Consider the following 17,107-nt stretch of genomic DNA (forward strand, 5'->3'; position numbering starts at 1 on the left):
GACAGTCGGGCAGGGCGAGAGCGTTCCGTGGCGTGTCGGCGGTAGAGGTGAGCGCCGACGGCCGAGCAAACTTCAGCCGCGCAAAACTTGCGGCCGGGCCTGGCAGCGCTTCGCGCTGCCGTGGGGTCCGACCGAAAGCCGGGTGAGATTGAGGTCTGCGACGCGCCCGACCCGAACGGATCACAGGATGCGTGTCGTCTTACGCTAGTTCTCGACCTACTACCTCACGCGCATCCCCGCCTTCTCGTCGAAGTGAAGCAGCTTGTCCGATTTGGGCAGCGGCGCCTCGGCGACCTCGCCGACGCTCACGCCATATTTCCAGTCAGGCGGGCAGATAGCGATGTAGCGTGCATAGCCGCCGAGGCCGCCGCCGAACTTGGGAAAGCCGATCGCGACCAGGCATCCGGTTTCGGCAACCTGGTCGAGATTGGTGACGCCTTCCGCTTGCGTATAGCCGTTGTGCATTAGCCAGTACTCGCCTTCGAGCGTCGCCGTGGCGTCCGTATCGAGCGGCTCATGGCCGTGGAAGAGGATCTTGCGGTCGTTGTGGAGGAACTTCAGTGCGTCGAGGCTGACGCCCGGGAACGGCGCCTTCTTGGCAAGCGCGGGATCGGGCCATTCCTTCGACCAGCCCGAGCGGACAAAGACCACGGAGCCTTCCGGAATGCGGCCATGCTTTGCCTCGAACTCCTCGATGTCGGAAACCTTCAGCGCATAGCCGTAATCTTTCGCGACCTTGTCCTCCATGGGGATCACCACGAGGGGCCGGATCGTGTAGGTCGCGGGCAGCTCGTCGATCGCCGGATATTCCGGCGCCCAATGCGCCGGCGGATCGAGCTGGGTTCCGAGCTGGTCGGTCGGCAGCGTGTAGTTCGTCGCCTCGAAGCCATGCTTGTCATAGGTGAAGACGTCGCCCTTCTTGGCCAGGCCTTCAACATCGGTGCCCGCTCCGGCAGGTGCGAAGGTCGCGTCGCCGAAGCCGATCCAGACCGGGATCTTCGGTGTGATGGTGTGCGTGAGGTCGATGTATTTCGCGCCTTTGAGACTGTCGTTGTAGACTTTCCAGAGCCCGGCAGCGTCATCGGCGCTCGCGGGCACTGTGTAGGCCGTGACGAACAGGATCAGCGTCGCCATTGCGTGTCTTCTCGAAAACATAGCTTCCCCTTTCCAAGTTGTAGCGAGACCAGATTGGGCTAGTCGTTCCGCGACGACAGTTTGCGGCAGGGTCCAGCCGTCAGCAAGGAGAGGTGTGCTACGACTGTAGCAGAAGCCGAAACAGGTTTACTGCGACGCTTGGGCAGCGGCAGTCTCTATTTTCGTGCAGCCAATGCCTTGTCTTCGAGCTTGATCTTGTAGGCGATGACGGCTGTCCAAATCGCACCCATGATCACGGCGAGCGCATAGGCGCCGAACACTGCCGGCAGCAGGAATGTCTCGATGATCGTCACCCAGTAGTTGGGGTGATGCACGAACCGATACGGGCCTGCGCGAACAATCGGCGCCTTCTCGAGCGTGATGATGCGGTGCGTCCAGTAGCGGCCGAGCGTGCCGATCACCCAATAGCGGACGACCTGCAGCAGCAGATAGGCAACCAGGAGCGGCGTCGAGAAACCGGCATCGGCCGGCACGAGCAGGTAAATGGATGCAATCCAGGCGAGATGGGCGATAGCCACCACAGGATAGAAATCGCGCCCCTCCTCATGCCCGCCATCGGCAATCAGCCGCGCGGTGTTGCGTTGCGAGTAGAACTCCTCCAGCCCACGCTGCAACAGGAGGAGGATCGCTGCAATCTGTGCGGGGCCGAGCTGGCTCAAGTCGGTTCCCTCAATGCCGAAGGACAACGATCACCTGAACTGTAAATTCCGCGTCTTCCTTGGCCAGCGCAATCGCCTATGAGGTCGACCCCCACTCCGGTTCGCTTCGCGAACCACCTCTCCCCCTGTCGACGGGGGGAGAGGAAGCGCCGGTCGCAAAGCCAAGCGCCCTTCCTCTCCCCTTTTGAGCGTGAGAGGTGCCGAGCGAAGCGAGGCGGAGTGGGGGTCTTGCAGGCCATATGCAATTGCCTTGCCCTTGGCAGGGATCCCTGACAGGGAAGCCCCCCGCTCGAGCCGGCTATTTTTGCCCGCCCCTGACCGGCACCGGCAGGCGCTCGAAATAATCCTGGTGCTCACGGGCGACCTGCGCCGCCTTTTCCGCATCGCCCGAAGCTATTGCGTCGACGATCGGCTGGTGGCTCGCGGCTATCTCTCTGAGATCGAGCCCTTCGGTGAGCATGGTGATGGTGGTTCGGGTCTCGATCTGAAGCGACTGCCATATGTTGAGGAGAAGCCGGTTCTTCGCCGCTTCCATGATGGCGCGGTGGAACTTCACCGAATGCTCGATGATGCCATAGACATCGTCGTTTCCGGCCGCCTCCCGCATCAGGTCGACCTCGCGCTGCAGCACGGCAAGGTCGCAGCCGCCGCGCAATGTGACGATGCGGGTCGCCTGTTCTTCGAGCGCGCCGCGCACCGTGTATATCTCGCGCAGGCCCTCCCCCATTACCTCCGAGACGTAAGTGCCGCGGCGCGGAATATTGGTGACGAGACCGGTAGCCTCCAGATCCCGCAGCGCTTCCCGGACCGGTCCCTGGCTCGTGCCGAATTCCTCGGCAATGCGAAGTTCCACCAGCCGCTCACCAGGGTCGTAATAGCCACCGAGAATACGCCGCAGCAGCGCCTCCTTGAGCGTTTGCCGAAGCGGCGCGTTGACGAAATGCGCGTCAGTCGCGGCGAAAGGAGTTTCGGTCCTGTGCGGCTCGTTCATCATCGGGTTCCGCAATAGCCGACGTCTCGGCGCGTTTCCAGAAAGCCATTCATGCCACGCTGAGGCGGGTTGACAAAGCTCCCGAATTTTATCGATAATCGATGATCAAGAAAAGAGGCCGACAGGCCCGCACGGCGATTAACGCCGGACCCGGGAGGAACAAATGCTGCAAGCAGTGGCACGACCGCGCTCGCTCGCCGAAGCCCATTCCATTTTGGAAAGCTCCGACCGCTCGGCAATCATTGCCGGCGGCACGGCAATCATGCCGGTACTGAACTATGGCACCGACGAGTTCGACAATCTGGTCAGCCTTCGCGGCAGCGGAATTTCGGGGATCGACATCTCCGGCGCTCGCGCAACGATCGGCGCGACAACGACACTGTCGGAGATCGAAGCCCAAGACGAGCTCGCCTTCCTGCGCCCGGCGCTCGATGCGATCGGCTCGCCGACCATACGCAACATGGCGACAGTCGGCGGCAACCTCTTCGTCAAGCAGCCTTACGGTGACTTCGCCGCTTGCCTGATTGCACTCGGCGCCGAGGTGACGATCGCCGGTCCGAATGGCGAGCGCTGCGAGCCGGTGGAGAAGACGGTCGCCTCGCGCCCCGGCCGCGGTGAGATTGTGACCAAGCTGTCGTTCGCGCTCCCGGCCGCCGGCGCATTCAAGTTCTGGAAAGCTGCGCGCAAGGCGTTCAATTCCGCAGCGATCGTGACTGTCGCGGCCCTGGTGGAGATGAACGGGGGTGTCGTGTCGGCATGCCGCATCGCGCTCGGCGGCGTCGCGAATACCGCGATCCGTGCTCGCTCGTCCGAGAAGGAGTTGACCGGCAAGCCGCTCGATCGAATCACCGTCGAGGCTGTGGCGAAGGAGGCCCTGAAGGACATTGCGCCCTTTGACGATGCCTACGCCACCGCCTGGTACCGCGCCCGCGTGACGCCGGTGCACGTCCGCCGCGCTTTGCTCGGCGCGTAAGCGCATGATTCCGGACCGAAGGTCAGCGACAGCAAAAAGCTGCAGACGTTTCGGACAAGATCATGCGGGGAGAAACCGCCAGGCAATCGAGCCACTGGGAGGAAACAGTGAAGAAATCCGTCGTATCGCTCACGATCAACGGCGCCGAAACGCAGATGCTCGTGGCGCCGGGCGCGACGCTGCTCGAAGCATTGCGCGAGGGCCAGGGGCTGACCGGCACGCGACGCGGCTGTGAACAGGGGACCTGCGGCACCTGCACGGTGCTGGTCGACGGCAAGCCGATGCTTTCCTGCCTCATCCCGGTCGAGACGATCGAGGATGCGCGGGTGGAGACGATCGAAGGCGTGACGCCGGCTCAGGGCCTGCACCCGATCCAGGAAGCTTTCCTCGACGGCTTTGCCACGCAATGCGGCTTCTGCACGCCGGGCATGATCATGGCGACGGTCGGACTGCTCGCTGTCAACCCCAACCCAACCCGCGAGGACGCGGTCCGCGCGATCTCCGGCAACGTCTGCCGCTGCACGGGCTATGAGGCCATCATCGACGCGGTGCTCGACGCGGCCGCACGGGTGCGGACGGCGAACGCGCAAGCCAAGGCTGCCTGAGGACGCGATATATGGAAACCATCGACACTTCCTTCTTTGCGAAAGAGCGCGCGGCCGAACTGTCCGTTGTCGGGACGACAGTGCCGCGGGCCGATGCGCGCGGGCATGTCACCGGCCGCACGCAGTTCTACGAGGACGTGACCTTCCCGAACACGTTGCACCTTAAGATGGTGCGCTCGACCCGCCACCACGCGATGCTGAAGAAGGTCGACTGCGAACCGGCGCTGAAAGTGCCGGGCGTGGTACGCGTGCTGACCCACAAGGACGTGCCGAACAACTGGTACACGATCCTTAAGCTGATCGGTGTGGAGCCGGACGACGAGCCGGTGCTCGCCGAGGACCGCGTGCGTTTCATGGGTGAGCAGATCTGCGCGGTGCTCGCGACGAGCCCGCAGGCGGCGCTCGAAGGCGCGCGCCGCGTCGTCGTCGACTATGAGGACCTGCCCGCCGTCTTCGACGTCGAGGAGGCGATGACCGCGCCGCCCTTCACGAAACATGGCACGAACTACTTCGTCTACGAAGGCCACAACTGTCGGCGCATCCGCTTTGGCGACGTGGAAAAAGCCTTCGCCGAGGCCGACCACATCATCGAGCACCGCTACGAATCCGCGCCGATCGAGCACGCGCCGACCGAACCGACCGGCTGCACGGCAAAGCCCGAGGGCGACGGCAGGATCGCCATCTACTCGAACACGCAGGCGCTTTACTTCACGCTCGACAACATGGCGCTGATCCTCGGCGTGCCGTTCAATAAGCTTCGGCTTGTGGGCGGCACGGTCGGCGGCGGTTTCGGCGGCAAGGTGGACGTGATCGTCGAACCGATTGCAGCGCTTGGCGCGATGCTCACCAACCGGCCGGTGAAATATGCCTATTCGCGCGCCGAGGAGATGCAGGTGTCGTCGCCGCGCGCTTCGGAGCGCATCTACATCAAGGACGGCGTGATGAAGGACGGCAGGATCATTGCCCGCAAGATCACGCTCTATGTCGATGCCGGAGCCTATTGCCGCCATTCGACCTACGGCACCACCAAGGCGGCGGCGCACATGCCGGGCCCCTATTCCATCCCTAACGTCCATGTCGACGCCTACTGCGTCTATACGAACCGTACCCCCTCCTCCGCCATGCGCGGCTTCGGGGTGACGATCGGCGACTTCGCGCTGGAATCGCAGATGGACCAGGTGGCCCGGCACCTCGGCATGGATCCGATGGAGCTCAGGCTTCTCAACGCCTATCGCGACGGCGACATGAAGGCTCACCGCAAGAAGGTCGAGGGCGCGGCACTTGTCGAGGTGATCCAGGCGGCGGCCCGCCAGACCGGCAAGGAACTTGCGCCGCGTTTCGCGAAAATGTCGTCCATGACCAGGGAGGCCTGACATGGCTTGGCTGAAAGGGCGCGGCGTCGCCTCCGTTAACTATCCGACAGGCATGAACCTCGGCGGCGACCCGTCGCAGGCGCTGGTCCATGCGACAACGACCGGCAGCTTCGTCATCACACTGTCCTCCACCGATCTCGGCCAGGGCATCAAGACCGTCGGCGCGCAGATCGCCGCCGAGATGCTCGGCGTGCCCTATGAGAGCGTGGTGATCGACACGGCCGACACCGACACGGGCCCGCACTGCATGGGCACTTTCGCCAGCCGCGGCACGCACCGCATCGGCAACGCCATCATGATGGCCGCGAGAGAAGCCCGCGAGGTGATGATGGAGGTGGCCGCGACCGAGCTCGAGGTCGATGCCGGCGACCTGGTCACCGACGGCAAGGGGCGCATTCATGTCAATGGCGCGCCGGACAAGGGAATCTCCGTGCTCGACGTGGCGCTCGCCGCGCATTTCAAGCACGGCCGCACCATTTCCGGCCGCGGCATGTACATGAAGCCGAAGAGCACGGTGGTGCCCGAGACCGGGGAGATGGACCCGGATTCCTGCCAGGCGCACGCCTGCACCGTGGCCGAGGTCGAGGTCGACGACGAGACCGGCGAAGTCAGGGTGCTGAAGCTCACGAACGCCTACGAGATCGGCCGCGCGGTGAACCCGGCGCTGGCGCACCAGCAGATTGTCGGCGGTGCCTGGATGGGCATCAGCCATGCGCTCTACGAGACGACCGAACCCTATTACCCGGACCGCAAATGCGGGCCCCTCGACTTCTCGCAATATCTGATGCCCGGACCGGGCGATCTCGCCGAGATGGATTCCGTCATCATCGAGCGACCCTCATCCAACGGCCCGTACGGTGCGAAGGGAATTGGCGAGATGACGGCGAATTCGCCGATCCCCGCGATCGCCAACGCCATCTTCGACGCGACCGGCGTGCGCGTGACAAGCATGCCGATCACGCCGGAGAAGGTCTTGCGCGGGCTCGATGCGTTGCGCGCGCAGGCTGGCTGACGATTTCTCCCAAGCGAAAGGACCGTTTCGATGATCAAGGTGATGTCGCTGATGAAGCGCAAGGACGGCATGGCATTCGAGGAATTCCGTCACTGGATTCTGGTCGACCACGTCGAGTTTGCCCGCAAGATCCCGGGCATGCGCAAGTACATTTCGAACGTGCTGCGTACGGAGAATCCGGACGCTCCCTTCGACGGCGTCTCGGAAATGTATTTCGACAGCGAGCAGGCGATGGCCGACGCTTTCGCAACCGATGCCGGCAAGGCAGCCGGCGGCGACGCCGCCGCGCATTGCTCCAATCGATTCCGGATGGTGTGTGACGAGAAACTGCAGTTTTGAGGTTTAGGAGCGGGACAAAGCTACAAAGGCTGATGCTCTACGTTGCCCCCCTCTGTCCTGCCGGACATCTCCCCCGCAAGGGGGGAGATTGGACGGCCGCTTTGGTTTCGCTAATCGCCAACGTTGCAGAACGAGTGCCGTCAAAAATGAAGGCCAATCTCCCCCCTTGCGGGGGAGATGTCCGGCAGGACAGAGGGGGGCGCGAAGGGGCGCAAACCTCTCCAATATTCCACAACTTGGGGGAGCAGCCATGCCCTCTCCTTTGACCCACGACGCGCTCGAGGCGGCACTCACCTCGTCCGGCTACTTCGCCGACGAGGCGCTGGTGACCGCGCTCTACCTCGCGTTGGAACTCGGCAAGCCCCTGCTGCTCGAAGGCATGCCGGGCGTCGGCAAGACCGAGGTGGCGAACACGCTGGCAAGGATCCTGCAGCGCACGCCGATCCGGCTGCAGTGTTACGAGGGCATTGACGCGACCAAGGCGCTCTATGATTGGGATCATGCGCGCCAGCTCCTGCATGTGCGCGTGGCAGAGCGCGGCGGCGAAGTCAGCACGGCAGAGCTCTACGCGCCGCAATTCCTGATCGAGATGCCGCTCCTGAAGGCGCTTCGCAACGCCGGCACATCGGTCCTGCTGATCGACGAGATCGACCGTGCCGACGATGCGTTCGAGGCGTTCCTGCTCGAGTTCCTGTCGGACTTCCAGATCTCGATCCCGGAGATCGGCACTGTGCGCGCGGCCCAGCCTGTGATCGCGATCCTCACCTCCAATCGCACACGCGAGCTGCATGACGCGCTACGGCGGCGCTGCCTCTATCACTGGATCGACTATCCGGAGCGGGCCCGCGAGCGCGCCATCATCGAGCGGCACGCGCCGGGGCTTGCCGGAGAAGCAGCCGAGCGACTCGTGGACTCCGTCGCCGCGATCCGTCGCCTGCCGCTCATCAAGCGACCCGGGATCGCCGAAAGCATCGACTGGGCGCAGGCGGCCGACGTGCTCCACCGCGGCGGCGCGCCTTGGCCCGACGCGCTGAAGCGTTCGCTTGGCCTGATCGTCAAGGACCAGGAAGACCTTGATACTGTGCGCGAGGCGGAGCTCATCTGATGGTCGAGGCAACGCCGGTCGCACGGGGGGCCGAGTTACTGGCCGGCTTCCCCGGCGCGCTGCGCGAAGCCGGCTTGGCTGTCGATCCTGGGCGCGCCGCGACCTTCCTGGCGGCTATCAGAAGCGTGCCGTTGCGCAGCCTGGCCGACCTGTCGCGCGCCGGCCGTGTGACGCTGGTCGGCTCGCATGACGATTTTCCGATCTACGACGCGATCTTCAAGGCATGGTTCGCCACCGATCCGATGCCGGAGATCGTCGAATCTCCTGACGAGGAGAAGGCGCCGCCGGCCAACCGTCGCTGCGATCAGGACGCACTGCGCGATATCCTCGAGGGAGAAGCCGCCGGAAAGAATGCCGCAATGGACGAGGCGCTGGGCCGCAAGGCATTCGGTCCCCTGAGCGAACCGGACCGCGTCGCGCTTGGTCGCATCGCCCGCAGCCTCGGCCTGCTGCCGACGCTCCAGGCCCGAAAGCTCGTGCCGTTCGAGCGCGGCCAGCGCATCGACGTGGCGCGCACCGCGCGTGCCGCGCGCCGCACTGCCGGCGAGACGCTGCGACTCCTCAGGAAGATACGTCCCGAAACCCCGCGCCGTATGCTGCTGCTTGTCGACGTATCCGGCTCGATGAAGGCACATTCGGAAACGACGCTGCGCTTTGCACATCTGCTCGCCCGTGCCCGGCCGAAAGTCGAGACATTCTGTTTCGGCACAAGGCTGTCACGTGTCACAAGCACGCTGCGTCATCGCCTGGCTGACGAGGCCCTTGCACGGCTCGCCGATCTGGTTTTCGACTTCGACGGCGGCACCCGCATAGGCGCGTCGCTGGATGAATTCCTGTCGGTCTCGCGGCATGCCGCGCTGGTGCGCGGCGCCGTCACGCTCGTCTTCTCCGATGGGTTGGAGCGCGGCGATCCCGCGCAGATGATCCATGCGGTCGACCGCCTCGCACGGCTTAGCCACCGGCTGGTCTGGCTAAGCCCCCTCGCCGCCGACCCGAATTACCGACCGGTGACGCGGGCGATGGCGGCCATCCTGCCGGCGCTCGACGGCCTGGTCGACGGCAGCAACCTGCCCGCGCTGGAGCAGCTGCTGAAGGCGCTGCCGGCAATCGAGAACGCGCCGCGCGGCGAAGCCTGGCGGCGGTTCGCAGGGAGAGTTGGCGCTCGGGACAGTCTACTTTTTTCCGCTCGCGCCGACCTCGAAGCGAAACCGCCCTTTTGCGGAAAAAAGTAAACCGTCCCCGGAGCTTACTCATGATCCAGATCCCGATCGTCGACGCTCACCATCACATCTGGCGGCAGGCAGATTTGCCCTGGCTGCAAGGCCCGATGGTGCCGCGCATCTTCGGCCCCTACGAGCCGATCCGCCGCGACTACCCGATCGAGGAATTCCTGTCGGACATAGCCGACACCGGAACAGTCAAATCCGTCTACGTGCAAACCAACTGGGCGAAGGCCGACGCGGTGAAAGAGGTCGAATGGGTGCAGGGCGTTGCAACCGTACATGGCTGGCCGCACGCCATCGTCGGCTATGCGGACCTGCTCGACGAGAACGTGTCCGACACGCTGAGGCAGCAGGCGCTCTCGCCGCTGATGCGCGGGGTGCGCATGCAACTCCACTGGCACCACAACGAAATGTACCGGTTCGCGGCCGCGCCCGACCTCATGAACCAGAGCCGTTTCCGCAACAACATCCGCCTTGTTGCCGAGCATGGCTGGTCGTTCGACCTGCAGGTCTTCACGTCGCAGATGGCGGATGCCGCGCGACTCGCTGCCGACAATCCGGACGTCGTCTTCGTGCTCCAGCATGCCGGCATGCTGGAGGATCTATCGCATGAAGGACACGCCGCGTGGCGCGAAGGCATGAAGCGGCTCGCCAGCGAAGAGAACATCGTCTCGAAGCTCTCCGGCCTCGGTACCTTCATCCACCGCAACGACCCGGCCCATGTGAAGGATGTGGTGCTGGAAACTGTGGAGATGTTCGGCGCGCAGCGATGCCTGTTCGGCTCCAACTTTCCGATCGAAAAGCTGTGGACCAGCTATGCCGAGTTGGTCTCGGCGCACCGCGAGGCGGTTGCCCTGTTCCCCGCAGCCGATCAGGAGGCGATCCTCAACGGCACCGCGAAGCGGATCTATCGGCTTTGAGCTATCCGGCGGAGAGTGCCAGGGACGGCCTATCCGGCGGCACGCAACGGCTGAGTCACACCGGCTTCCACACCCGGCACGCAGAGCGTCAACGCATAGACCGGGGTGTCCGTGATCCCTTCCATGGATAGGCACTCGCGGATCTTCGAATGGCTGAGGGCTGCGGTCGGGCATGCGGCTAGCCCGTGCCGGGTCGCGGCAAGCATGATGTTCTGGCCGATATGCCCTGCCTCGATCAGCACCACGCGGTAGCCGTTCGGGTCATCGTATTTCCACATCGTGCGGTCGAGCGAGGCGCAAAGCAGGATCATGCAAGGCATTTCGTCGGCCCAGTCCTGGCCGCCCACCAGCTCTGAAAGTTTCGGCCGCTGGTTCGTTTCGATCAAGCCGAGATCATGGTCGAAGCCCGAATAGTGATAGAAGCCCGGCGTCAGGCCTTCGACATTAGCCGCATAAACATAGGCTTCATAAGGGTTGCGTGCGCCGCCGGACGGCGTCATGCCGAGCGGCAACTTGACGATCCCGTTGCTGGTATGGCCGGTAATGCCCATGCCGGCATATAGACAGTCGGAAAGCTGCTTCAGCGTGATCGTCGGCTCGCCTGCGGCGCGCACCGTGCGGCGTCGCGCCATCAGCTCAACAAGCTCGCTGCCGTCGCGCGGCTCAGGTAGCTCGGTAACGATCCGCCGGTCGTTGCGGGTGAACAGCTTGGGCTGGGGACCCCTTGTCGCCTTCTCCCGCTGCAGTGCCTGGGATTCTTCGAGGCTCATATAGTCGGGATTCTGCACGCAGAAATGCATCATCGCCGCGGGCAGGCCCCATTTCCAGCCCGACCGGAAATCATCCTCGAGTTTGGCAAGCTCCGAGCCTTCTTCGACAACGGCCGATACGTTGACAAGCGCACCGAGCGTCGCTCGCGCATCCTCGCCGCTGAGCTCGCCCATCATTTCGGCGATCTCCTCGAATGTAGACCATTCGGAAAGGCCGCCGAGGAAGGCCACCAGATCGGGGTCGCAATTGAAGACACTCTTGGCGAGGAAATTGCAGCCGACCAGAGCACCCTCGGCGCGCGAATAGACGAGCGTCTGCGCGGCACGATATCTCATGGCTGAAATGTCCCCATCATCGCGGAAAGAAAAGACCGCCGGCCGAAGCCGGCGGTTTAGGCGTTTGGGGCTGTTCCCGCGTCACGCCTTGTTGAAAGCCATGCCGCGCGAAACGAATGCCGTCGCAGCGATGCCCGCGGTCGTCACCTTCAGGTTGATCGCCTTGCCGACGTTTATAGTCTTCGCATTTTTCTTCATGGAAGTCGCCCTTTTTTTGCAGCATCCAACGCCGGATGCGCAGTAAAAATAGCTATTGGCGGATTAACGTCCGGTTAGCGTTAGGCAGACAATGAGAACTATTCTCAGCTGTTTTCGCTGAATTTTCGAAGAATTTGCGCTAATTCCGCTAAATGGCTAAGATTTTTGGTGATCAAATTCGAAACGACTCCGAATCACGCGCGGTTGCAGCCGATCAACTAGCTCTACTCAAAGATCATCTGCTCACAGATCGGCGTCTACCTTCGTCAGCAGAGAACGCCGGTTGAAATCGTTACGCCGAACGAACGTATAGCGAGGGTCCTTCCGGAAGCCCCTCGTGGAAATAGGACTGCCGAGCAGCAGCTCAAAAACTTCTGAGAATTAAGTCGACTGCGTGAGTCTTCAGAAACTTGGCATCGGCATATATTGCCGGCTTAGCGCGAGTTCGACGAGCGGTCCCACCGCAGGGTCGGACGAAGAATACACCCTTGCTGAACGCAATGCGCTCTTGAGGCTCATTCCCTTTGGCGCCGCGCGCATGACCACAGTCGTGACGGACGGGCCGGACGGGGTCACGATCATCGCATGGCCGCAAAGCAGCGGTTCCGGCGAGAACGGTCCCCATTGCACTGACATGAAAGTCGGCTCCTTGGTGCCGCGCCGATTGAGGCCGAGGAAGTAGAACCAGTTGAGACGTTCCAGCACGACGCCCTCGTGGTCGCCCATGAAATAGGACCATGCAGTGCCGCGTGTCTCGGCAAGTCCCGTCATGCGCCGAAACGTCGTCCGCTCGCCTTCGGTGCGTATTGACGTGATGGCGCACAATATCTGCGCAGGCTCGCCGGGAATGGAGAAGTAGGTCTGATAGAAGCCGGAAGCGATCCTCGGCGACGGCGGCGCGAACAGCCGGACTGCGATCGACCCGTCGCCGGCTTGGCCACCGAGCCTGCCGAGCCTTGCCGGCGGATCGATGCCGTCGACCGTGTCAGGATCGCGATAGAGCTCTGCTTCCTCGATCTGGAAATATTCACAGATACGCGCCGTCGTCGCGCGATTCGGCAGCGCGTCCATTGAAAGATAGCGATCGAACTGCTGACGGTTCACGCCCATCTCGCGGCAAACCGCCGCGATCGAGCCATGCTGGGCACAAAGCCGCCGCAGATTTACAGCCAGATTCTCACGCAGACTCATCACCTTACCCCGCCCCCCACAATCCAAGGGACAAAACAGGAGCCACGTCAATGGGTTCCAAGCGGCAAACCCGCTCCACTTTGGTAGTCCAGACCCTTGAGGTCGTGTGAACCAGGGTCTGTCAAACCGTGCGCAACACGTCAGCAGCTTCGGCAACAAGGTCGCCGACTGGGCGCCGCGCATCGAGCCGGATTGCTGCTTCGCCGGGTCCCGGTGGCTCCAGATCGGCGAACTGGCTGTCGATGAGGCTCGCCGGCATGAAGTGGCCCTTGCGGGCCGCTACTCTGGCTGCCGCGGTCGCCTTATCGATGTCGAGATAGATGAACAGGATGCGGCCATCATGGCTCCTCAGCCCGTCGCGATAAACACGCTTCAGAGCCGAGCATGCCGCAACCGAGCCGACACCATCGCGTCCCGCTTCGGCGATCTGCATGCCGATCGCATCGAGCCAGCTCCACCGATGCGCGTCCGTCAACGGCAATCCAGCCGACATGCGCTCGACATTGGCCTGTGGGTGCAGCCGGTCGCCCTCGATGAAACGCCAGCCCAGTGCCGTGGCGAGCCCCTCGCCGACCACCGTCTTCCCGCAGCCGGCTACGCCCATGACAACCACTGGCCGCCAGTGCGCAGGATCGGTCCGAGCTTGCGCTGTCCCCTCGGGCATTTCCATCACCGGCTAGCTGGGCTGCGGCCGTAAAGCAGCAGCATGACAACAATGACCACGCCGTAGATGATCTGGCGTCCGGCCTCGGGAATTTGCATGACCGACAGGATCGACTGCAGAAGCGTTATCAGGATCACGCCGGCGATAGTGCCGAGATAGGTGCCGCGCCCCCCCAGGATCGATGTGCCGCCAAGCACGACGGCCGCGATGGAGGGCAGCAAATAGGCGTCGCCCATCGCCTGCGCCGCCTTGGAGGCATAGCCGGCGAGCAGCACGCCGCCGAAGGCGCTGAGCCCTCCGGAAATGGCGAACGCGGTCATCACGACGCGCCGCGTGTTGACGCCGGAGAGATAGGCTGCGCTCTCGCGATTACCGATCGCATAGATCGAGCGGCCGAAGGTCGTGCGGGTGAGCAGGAAGATGGTGACAGCGCCTATCATGGCCCAGATGACGACCGCGTTGGGAATGCCGGGCAGCAAGAAACCGGTCGCGATGTAGCGCACCGCGGCCGACGCCGAATCCTGCGGCGAGAAGCCCCCGGTGTAGACGACCATCAGGCCCTGCGCCACCGCATTGGTCGCGAGCGTAACGATCATCGAGGGTATCCGCAGATAGGCGACCCCGACGCCATTGACCAAACCGATCGCGACCCCGCAAGCGATGCCGAACGGCATCGCCAGTATGATGCCGGCCGTGCCATAGGCAGCCGCCGCCGAGGACATCATGCCGCCAACTGCGACCACCCAGGGCACCGAAAGGTCGATCTGGCCGAGCAGGATGACGATCATCATGCCGGTCGCAATAACACCGAGGAAGGAAGCGACCTTGAGCTGCTGCAGCAGATATTCCGGCGAGAGGAAGCTCGTCGAATAGAGGCTGCCGAGGAAGAGCAGCAAAAGGATACAGGCAAAAGCGGTCGCCACGGCCGGGTCGACGCCGCGCAGGAAAGGGGGCAGTCGCCGAGCCGGAGCGATCTGGTCGCTCATTGGAACCACTCCAGCTTGTTGCGGACACGAAATAGCGCAAGTGAACCGAGGCTCACCGCGATCAGCAGCACCACGCCCTGGAACAGCGGCTGCCAGAGCGGGTCGAGGTCGAACACGAAGAGCAGGTCCCCGATCGTGCGGAATGCGAGGGCGCCGAAAATCGCTCCGATCGCGCTGCCACGGCCGCCGAATAGCGACACGCCGCCGAGCACGACCGCCGCGATCGAGAAGAGCGTATAGGTATTGCCACTCGCGAGCGCCGCCTCGCCAGTATAGGTGAAGAAGGTGAGAAACAGCCCGCCGATCGCTGCGAGCAGGCCGGCAAGAGCATAGGCGACGAACTTGCCCCTTCTGATCGGTAGGCCAGACATATAGGCGGCAACTTCCAGCGAGCCCGACGCATAGGCTGCGCGGCCGGCCATCGAGCGGCTGAACGGCACCCAGATCACCAGGACCACGACTGCCAGCGCAATGAGGCTCGACGGCACCACGCCGAACAGTCGGCCGGTCAGGGCATCGGCGAGGTCTTCGTTGACCGAGCCGCCGGGGAATGGCCGTAGTAGCAGCGCCAGCCCGAAATAGACCGCGCCGGTCGCTATCGTCGCGACGATCGGCTGCAAGCGTCCATAGATGACGATCGCGCCGTTGACCGCACCGCAGGCGAGGCCCGTCGCCAGCACCGCGAAGACCCCGATCGCGGTTTCCAGAGCACTACCCACCACGAGCCAGGAGGCCAGGCAATTGGTGAGAACGAAGATCATGCCGACGGAGAGGTCGATCCCGGCCGTAATCACTACCAGCGTTTGCGCCATGGCGACGAAGGCAAGCAGCACGCCCTTGTTCGCCGCCGTGTTGACGACATTCGCGATCGCGGCCGTCGTGAAGCCCTGGCTTTCGATGGCCGGATGGTTGACGAGATAGATCGCGAACATGATCGCGAAGATGCCGAGCGCGAGCAGTGTGCCGCGCTGCTCGGCGAGGCCGTAGCGCCATTCTTTCAATTGAGTGCCACCGACTGGATGCCGGCCTCCCCACCCTTGATGTCCAGCGCCGCCGCGACCAGCGCCCGCTCGGTGATTTCCGCACCGGTGAGTTCGCGTTTGATCGATCCGTCATAGAGGACGAGCACGCGGTCGCAGCAGCCGATCAGCTCGTCGTAATCGGTGGAATAGAAAAGGACTGCCGCGCCCTGGTCCGCCAGCTTTCGCAGAAGTTGATAGAGTTCCTGCTTGGTGCCGACATCGATACCGCGCGTCGGGTCGTTCAGCAGGATGATACGCGGCGAACGCATCAGCCATTTGGCAATCACGACTTTCTGCTGGTTGCCGCCCGATAGCGCGCCGACCGGGACGTCGAGGCCCGCCGTCTTGATGGCAAGCAAGCGGATCATCTCGTCGATCCGGGCCTGCTCGGCCGCACGGTCGACGACGCCGCCCCTGGAGATGCGGTCGAGGGCTGCGAAGGAGAGGTTCTCGCGCACAGACATCGGCAGCATCAGCCCTTCTGTCTTGCGATCCTCGGGAATGAGCGCCATGCCGATACGCTCTTCCTTCGCGGCGGCGGGGCTTTCGATCGTCTGCGCCTTGCCGTCGACGAGGATGGTGCCTGTCAGGCCGCGCAGCACTCCGAACAAGGCGAGCAGAAGCTCGCGCTGGCCTTGCCCGTCGAGCCCTCCCAGACCGACCACTTCGCCGGGCCCGACGCAGAGCGATACGTCGCGCAGCCGGTTGGTCCAGCCGAGATTGCGGCACTCGAGCACCGGCTCGCGGCCCGTCGGCGACATGGCCGGCTTGGGCGGAAAGACGTGGCTGTATTCGCGGCCGATCATCAGCTCGACCACGTCATTGTCCGATTTCGTGCCCGCCTGGTAGCTCGCGACATTGCGTCCGTTGCGGAAGACAGTGCATTCGTCGGCAAGCTGGGCGATCTCATGCATGCGGTGCGAGATGTAGAGCAGCGCCATGCCTTCCGAGCGCAATCGCTTCAGGACGGCGAAGATGCGTGCGACGTCGCTCGCGGTCAGCGCCGAGGTCGCCTCGTCGAGGATGAGGATGCGGGGATTGCGCGCCAGCGCCTTGGCGATCTCGACCATCTGCCGGCGCGACAGCGGCAGGTCTTTGACCAGCGCGCGCGGGTGGATGTCCTCAGCCCCGGCGCGTGCCAACGCCTCTTCGGCGATGCGGCGCTGCGCTTTTATGTCGATCATTCCGAACCGCGTCGGCGGATTCGAGATCACGACGTTGTCGGCAACGCTGAGGTCGGGGACGAGCGACAATTCCTGGAAGATGCAGGCGATCCCGGCGGCATTTGCCGCTGCCGGCGAGGCGAAGGTGACCTCCTGCCCATCGATGGTCATGCGGCCTTCGTCCGGAGCGACCACGCCAGCCACGACCTTGATGAGGGTCGACTTGCCCGCCCCGTTCTCGCCCAGGATCGCATGGATGCGGCCCCGATGGACCGTAAGCTCAGCCTTCTCCAAAGCGCGGACGCCGCCATATCGCTTGGAGACGCCCTCCATCCGGAAGAGCGGAACCGAGCCATCCTCCTGTTTCAGGACATTGCGCACGCCTTCCGCTGCCCTAATATCCATGCGAGCCATCGTGAGTT

General features: G+C 63.6%; 17 protein-coding genes. 8 read left to right on the forward strand and 9 right to left on the reverse strand.

Annotated features, from left to right (window positions below; all coding sequences use genetic code 11):
• Positions 1–219: 219 nt before the first annotated feature.
• The 3 genes from SAZ10_RS02280 to SAZ10_RS02290 form a co-directional block, all read right to left on the reverse strand.
• A complete protein-coding gene (locus tag SAZ10_RS02280) occupies positions 220–1,134 on the reverse strand; it encodes a cyclase family protein (protein ID WP_318607531.1) in 915 nt (304 codons plus the stop codon).
• A gap of 176 nt (positions 1,135–1,310) precedes the next feature.
• Positions 1,311–1,814, reverse strand: coding sequence for an isoprenylcysteine carboxyl methyltransferase family protein (locus SAZ10_RS02285; protein WP_318607532.1), 504 nt, complete (start codon positions 1,812–1,814; stop codon positions 1,311–1,313).
• Positions 1,815–2,112: 298 nt separating this feature from the next.
• Entirely contained in the window at positions 2,113–2,805 is a 693-nt protein-coding gene (locus tag SAZ10_RS02290; protein ID WP_318607533.1) for a GntR family transcriptional regulator, read from the reverse strand.
• A gap of 163 nt (positions 2,806–2,968) precedes the next feature.
• Here SAZ10_RS02290 and SAZ10_RS02295 point away from each other — a divergent pair, with 163 nt between their 5' ends.
• The 8 genes from SAZ10_RS02295 (at position 2,969) to SAZ10_RS02330 (ending at position 10,355) form a co-directional block, all read left to right on the forward strand.
• Positions 2,969–3,778, forward strand: coding sequence for an FAD binding domain-containing protein (locus tag SAZ10_RS02295; RefSeq protein WP_318607534.1), 810 nt, complete (start codon positions 2,969–2,971; stop codon positions 3,776–3,778).
• Positions 3,779–3,885: 107 nt separating this feature from the next.
• Positions 3,886–4,383 (forward strand): (2Fe-2S)-binding protein, encoded by a 498-nt coding sequence (locus SAZ10_RS02300; RefSeq protein WP_318607535.1) that lies wholly within the window; start codon positions 3,886–3,888, stop codon positions 4,381–4,383.
• 11 nt (positions 4,384–4,394) lie between these two features.
• Positions 4,395–5,756 (forward strand): xanthine dehydrogenase family protein molybdopterin-binding subunit, encoded by a 1,362-nt coding sequence (locus SAZ10_RS02305; protein ID WP_318607536.1) that lies wholly within the window; start codon positions 4,395–4,397, stop codon positions 5,754–5,756.
• 1 nt (position 5,757) lies between these two features.
• Positions 5,758–6,768 carry a xanthine dehydrogenase family protein molybdopterin-binding subunit gene (locus tag SAZ10_RS02310; protein WP_318607537.1) on the forward strand — a complete coding sequence of 337 codons (1,011 nt, stop codon included), beginning with the start codon at positions 5,758–5,760 and terminating at the stop codon, positions 6,766–6,768.
• 30 nt (positions 6,769–6,798) lie between these two features.
• Positions 6,799–7,107, forward strand: coding sequence for an EthD family reductase (locus SAZ10_RS02315; RefSeq protein ID WP_318607538.1), 309 nt, complete (start codon positions 6,799–6,801; stop codon positions 7,105–7,107).
• A 250-nt stretch (positions 7,108–7,357) separates the two neighbouring features.
• Positions 7,358–8,212, forward strand: coding sequence for a MoxR family ATPase (locus tag SAZ10_RS02320; RefSeq protein WP_318607539.1), 855 nt, complete (start codon positions 7,358–7,360; stop codon positions 8,210–8,212).
• Positions 8,212–9,444, forward strand: a complete 1,233-nt coding sequence (locus SAZ10_RS02325; protein ID WP_318607540.1) for a vWA domain-containing protein — start codon at positions 8,212–8,214, stop codon at positions 9,442–9,444. The genes SAZ10_RS02320 and SAZ10_RS02325 overlap by 1 nt, the downstream gene beginning before the upstream one ends.
• 20 nt (positions 9,445–9,464) lie before the next feature.
• Positions 9,465–10,355 (forward strand): amidohydrolase family protein, encoded by an 891-nt coding sequence (locus tag SAZ10_RS02330; RefSeq protein WP_318607541.1) that lies wholly within the window; start codon positions 9,465–9,467, stop codon positions 10,353–10,355.
• A 29-nt stretch (positions 10,356–10,384) separates the two neighbouring features.
• On the opposite strand, the gene SAZ10_RS02335 is transcribed toward SAZ10_RS02330, so the two are convergent.
• The 6 genes from SAZ10_RS02335 to SAZ10_RS02360 form a co-directional block, all read right to left on the reverse strand.
• Complete coding sequence (locus SAZ10_RS02335) at positions 10,385–11,461, reverse strand: SagB/ThcOx family dehydrogenase (protein WP_318607542.1); 1,077 nt, start codon at positions 11,459–11,461, stop codon at positions 10,385–10,387.
• A gap of 600 nt (positions 11,462–12,061) precedes the next feature.
• Positions 12,062–12,850: an XRE family transcriptional regulator gene (locus SAZ10_RS02340; RefSeq protein ID WP_318607543.1), complete on the reverse strand. Its 789-nt coding sequence runs from the start codon at positions 12,848–12,850 to the stop codon at positions 12,062–12,064.
• A gap of 121 nt (positions 12,851–12,971) precedes the next feature.
• Complete coding sequence (locus tag SAZ10_RS02345; protein ID WP_318607544.1) at positions 12,972–13,514, reverse strand: gluconokinase; 543 nt, start codon at positions 13,512–13,514, stop codon at positions 12,972–12,974.
• 5 nt (positions 13,515–13,519) lie between these two features.
• Positions 13,520–14,500 (reverse strand): ABC transporter permease, encoded by a 981-nt coding sequence (locus SAZ10_RS02350; protein ID WP_318607545.1) that lies wholly within the window; start codon positions 14,498–14,500, stop codon positions 13,520–13,522.
• Complete coding sequence (locus tag SAZ10_RS02355) at positions 14,497–15,501, reverse strand: ABC transporter permease (RefSeq protein ID WP_318607546.1); 1,005 nt, start codon at positions 15,499–15,501, stop codon at positions 14,497–14,499. Before SAZ10_RS02355 ends, SAZ10_RS02350 begins: the two co-directional genes overlap by 4 nt.
• Positions 15,498–17,090 (reverse strand): sugar ABC transporter ATP-binding protein, encoded by a 1,593-nt coding sequence (locus tag SAZ10_RS02360; RefSeq protein ID WP_318607547.1) that lies wholly within the window; start codon positions 17,088–17,090, stop codon positions 15,498–15,500. The genes SAZ10_RS02355 and SAZ10_RS02360 overlap by 4 nt, the downstream gene beginning before the upstream one ends.
• Positions 17,091–17,107 lie beyond the last annotated feature (17 nt).

Origin of the sequence: Mesorhizobium sp. BAC0120 (assembly GCF_033542235.1) — a bacterium.
GTDB lineage: Bacteria > Pseudomonadota > Alphaproteobacteria > Rhizobiales > Rhizobiaceae > JAWRCU01.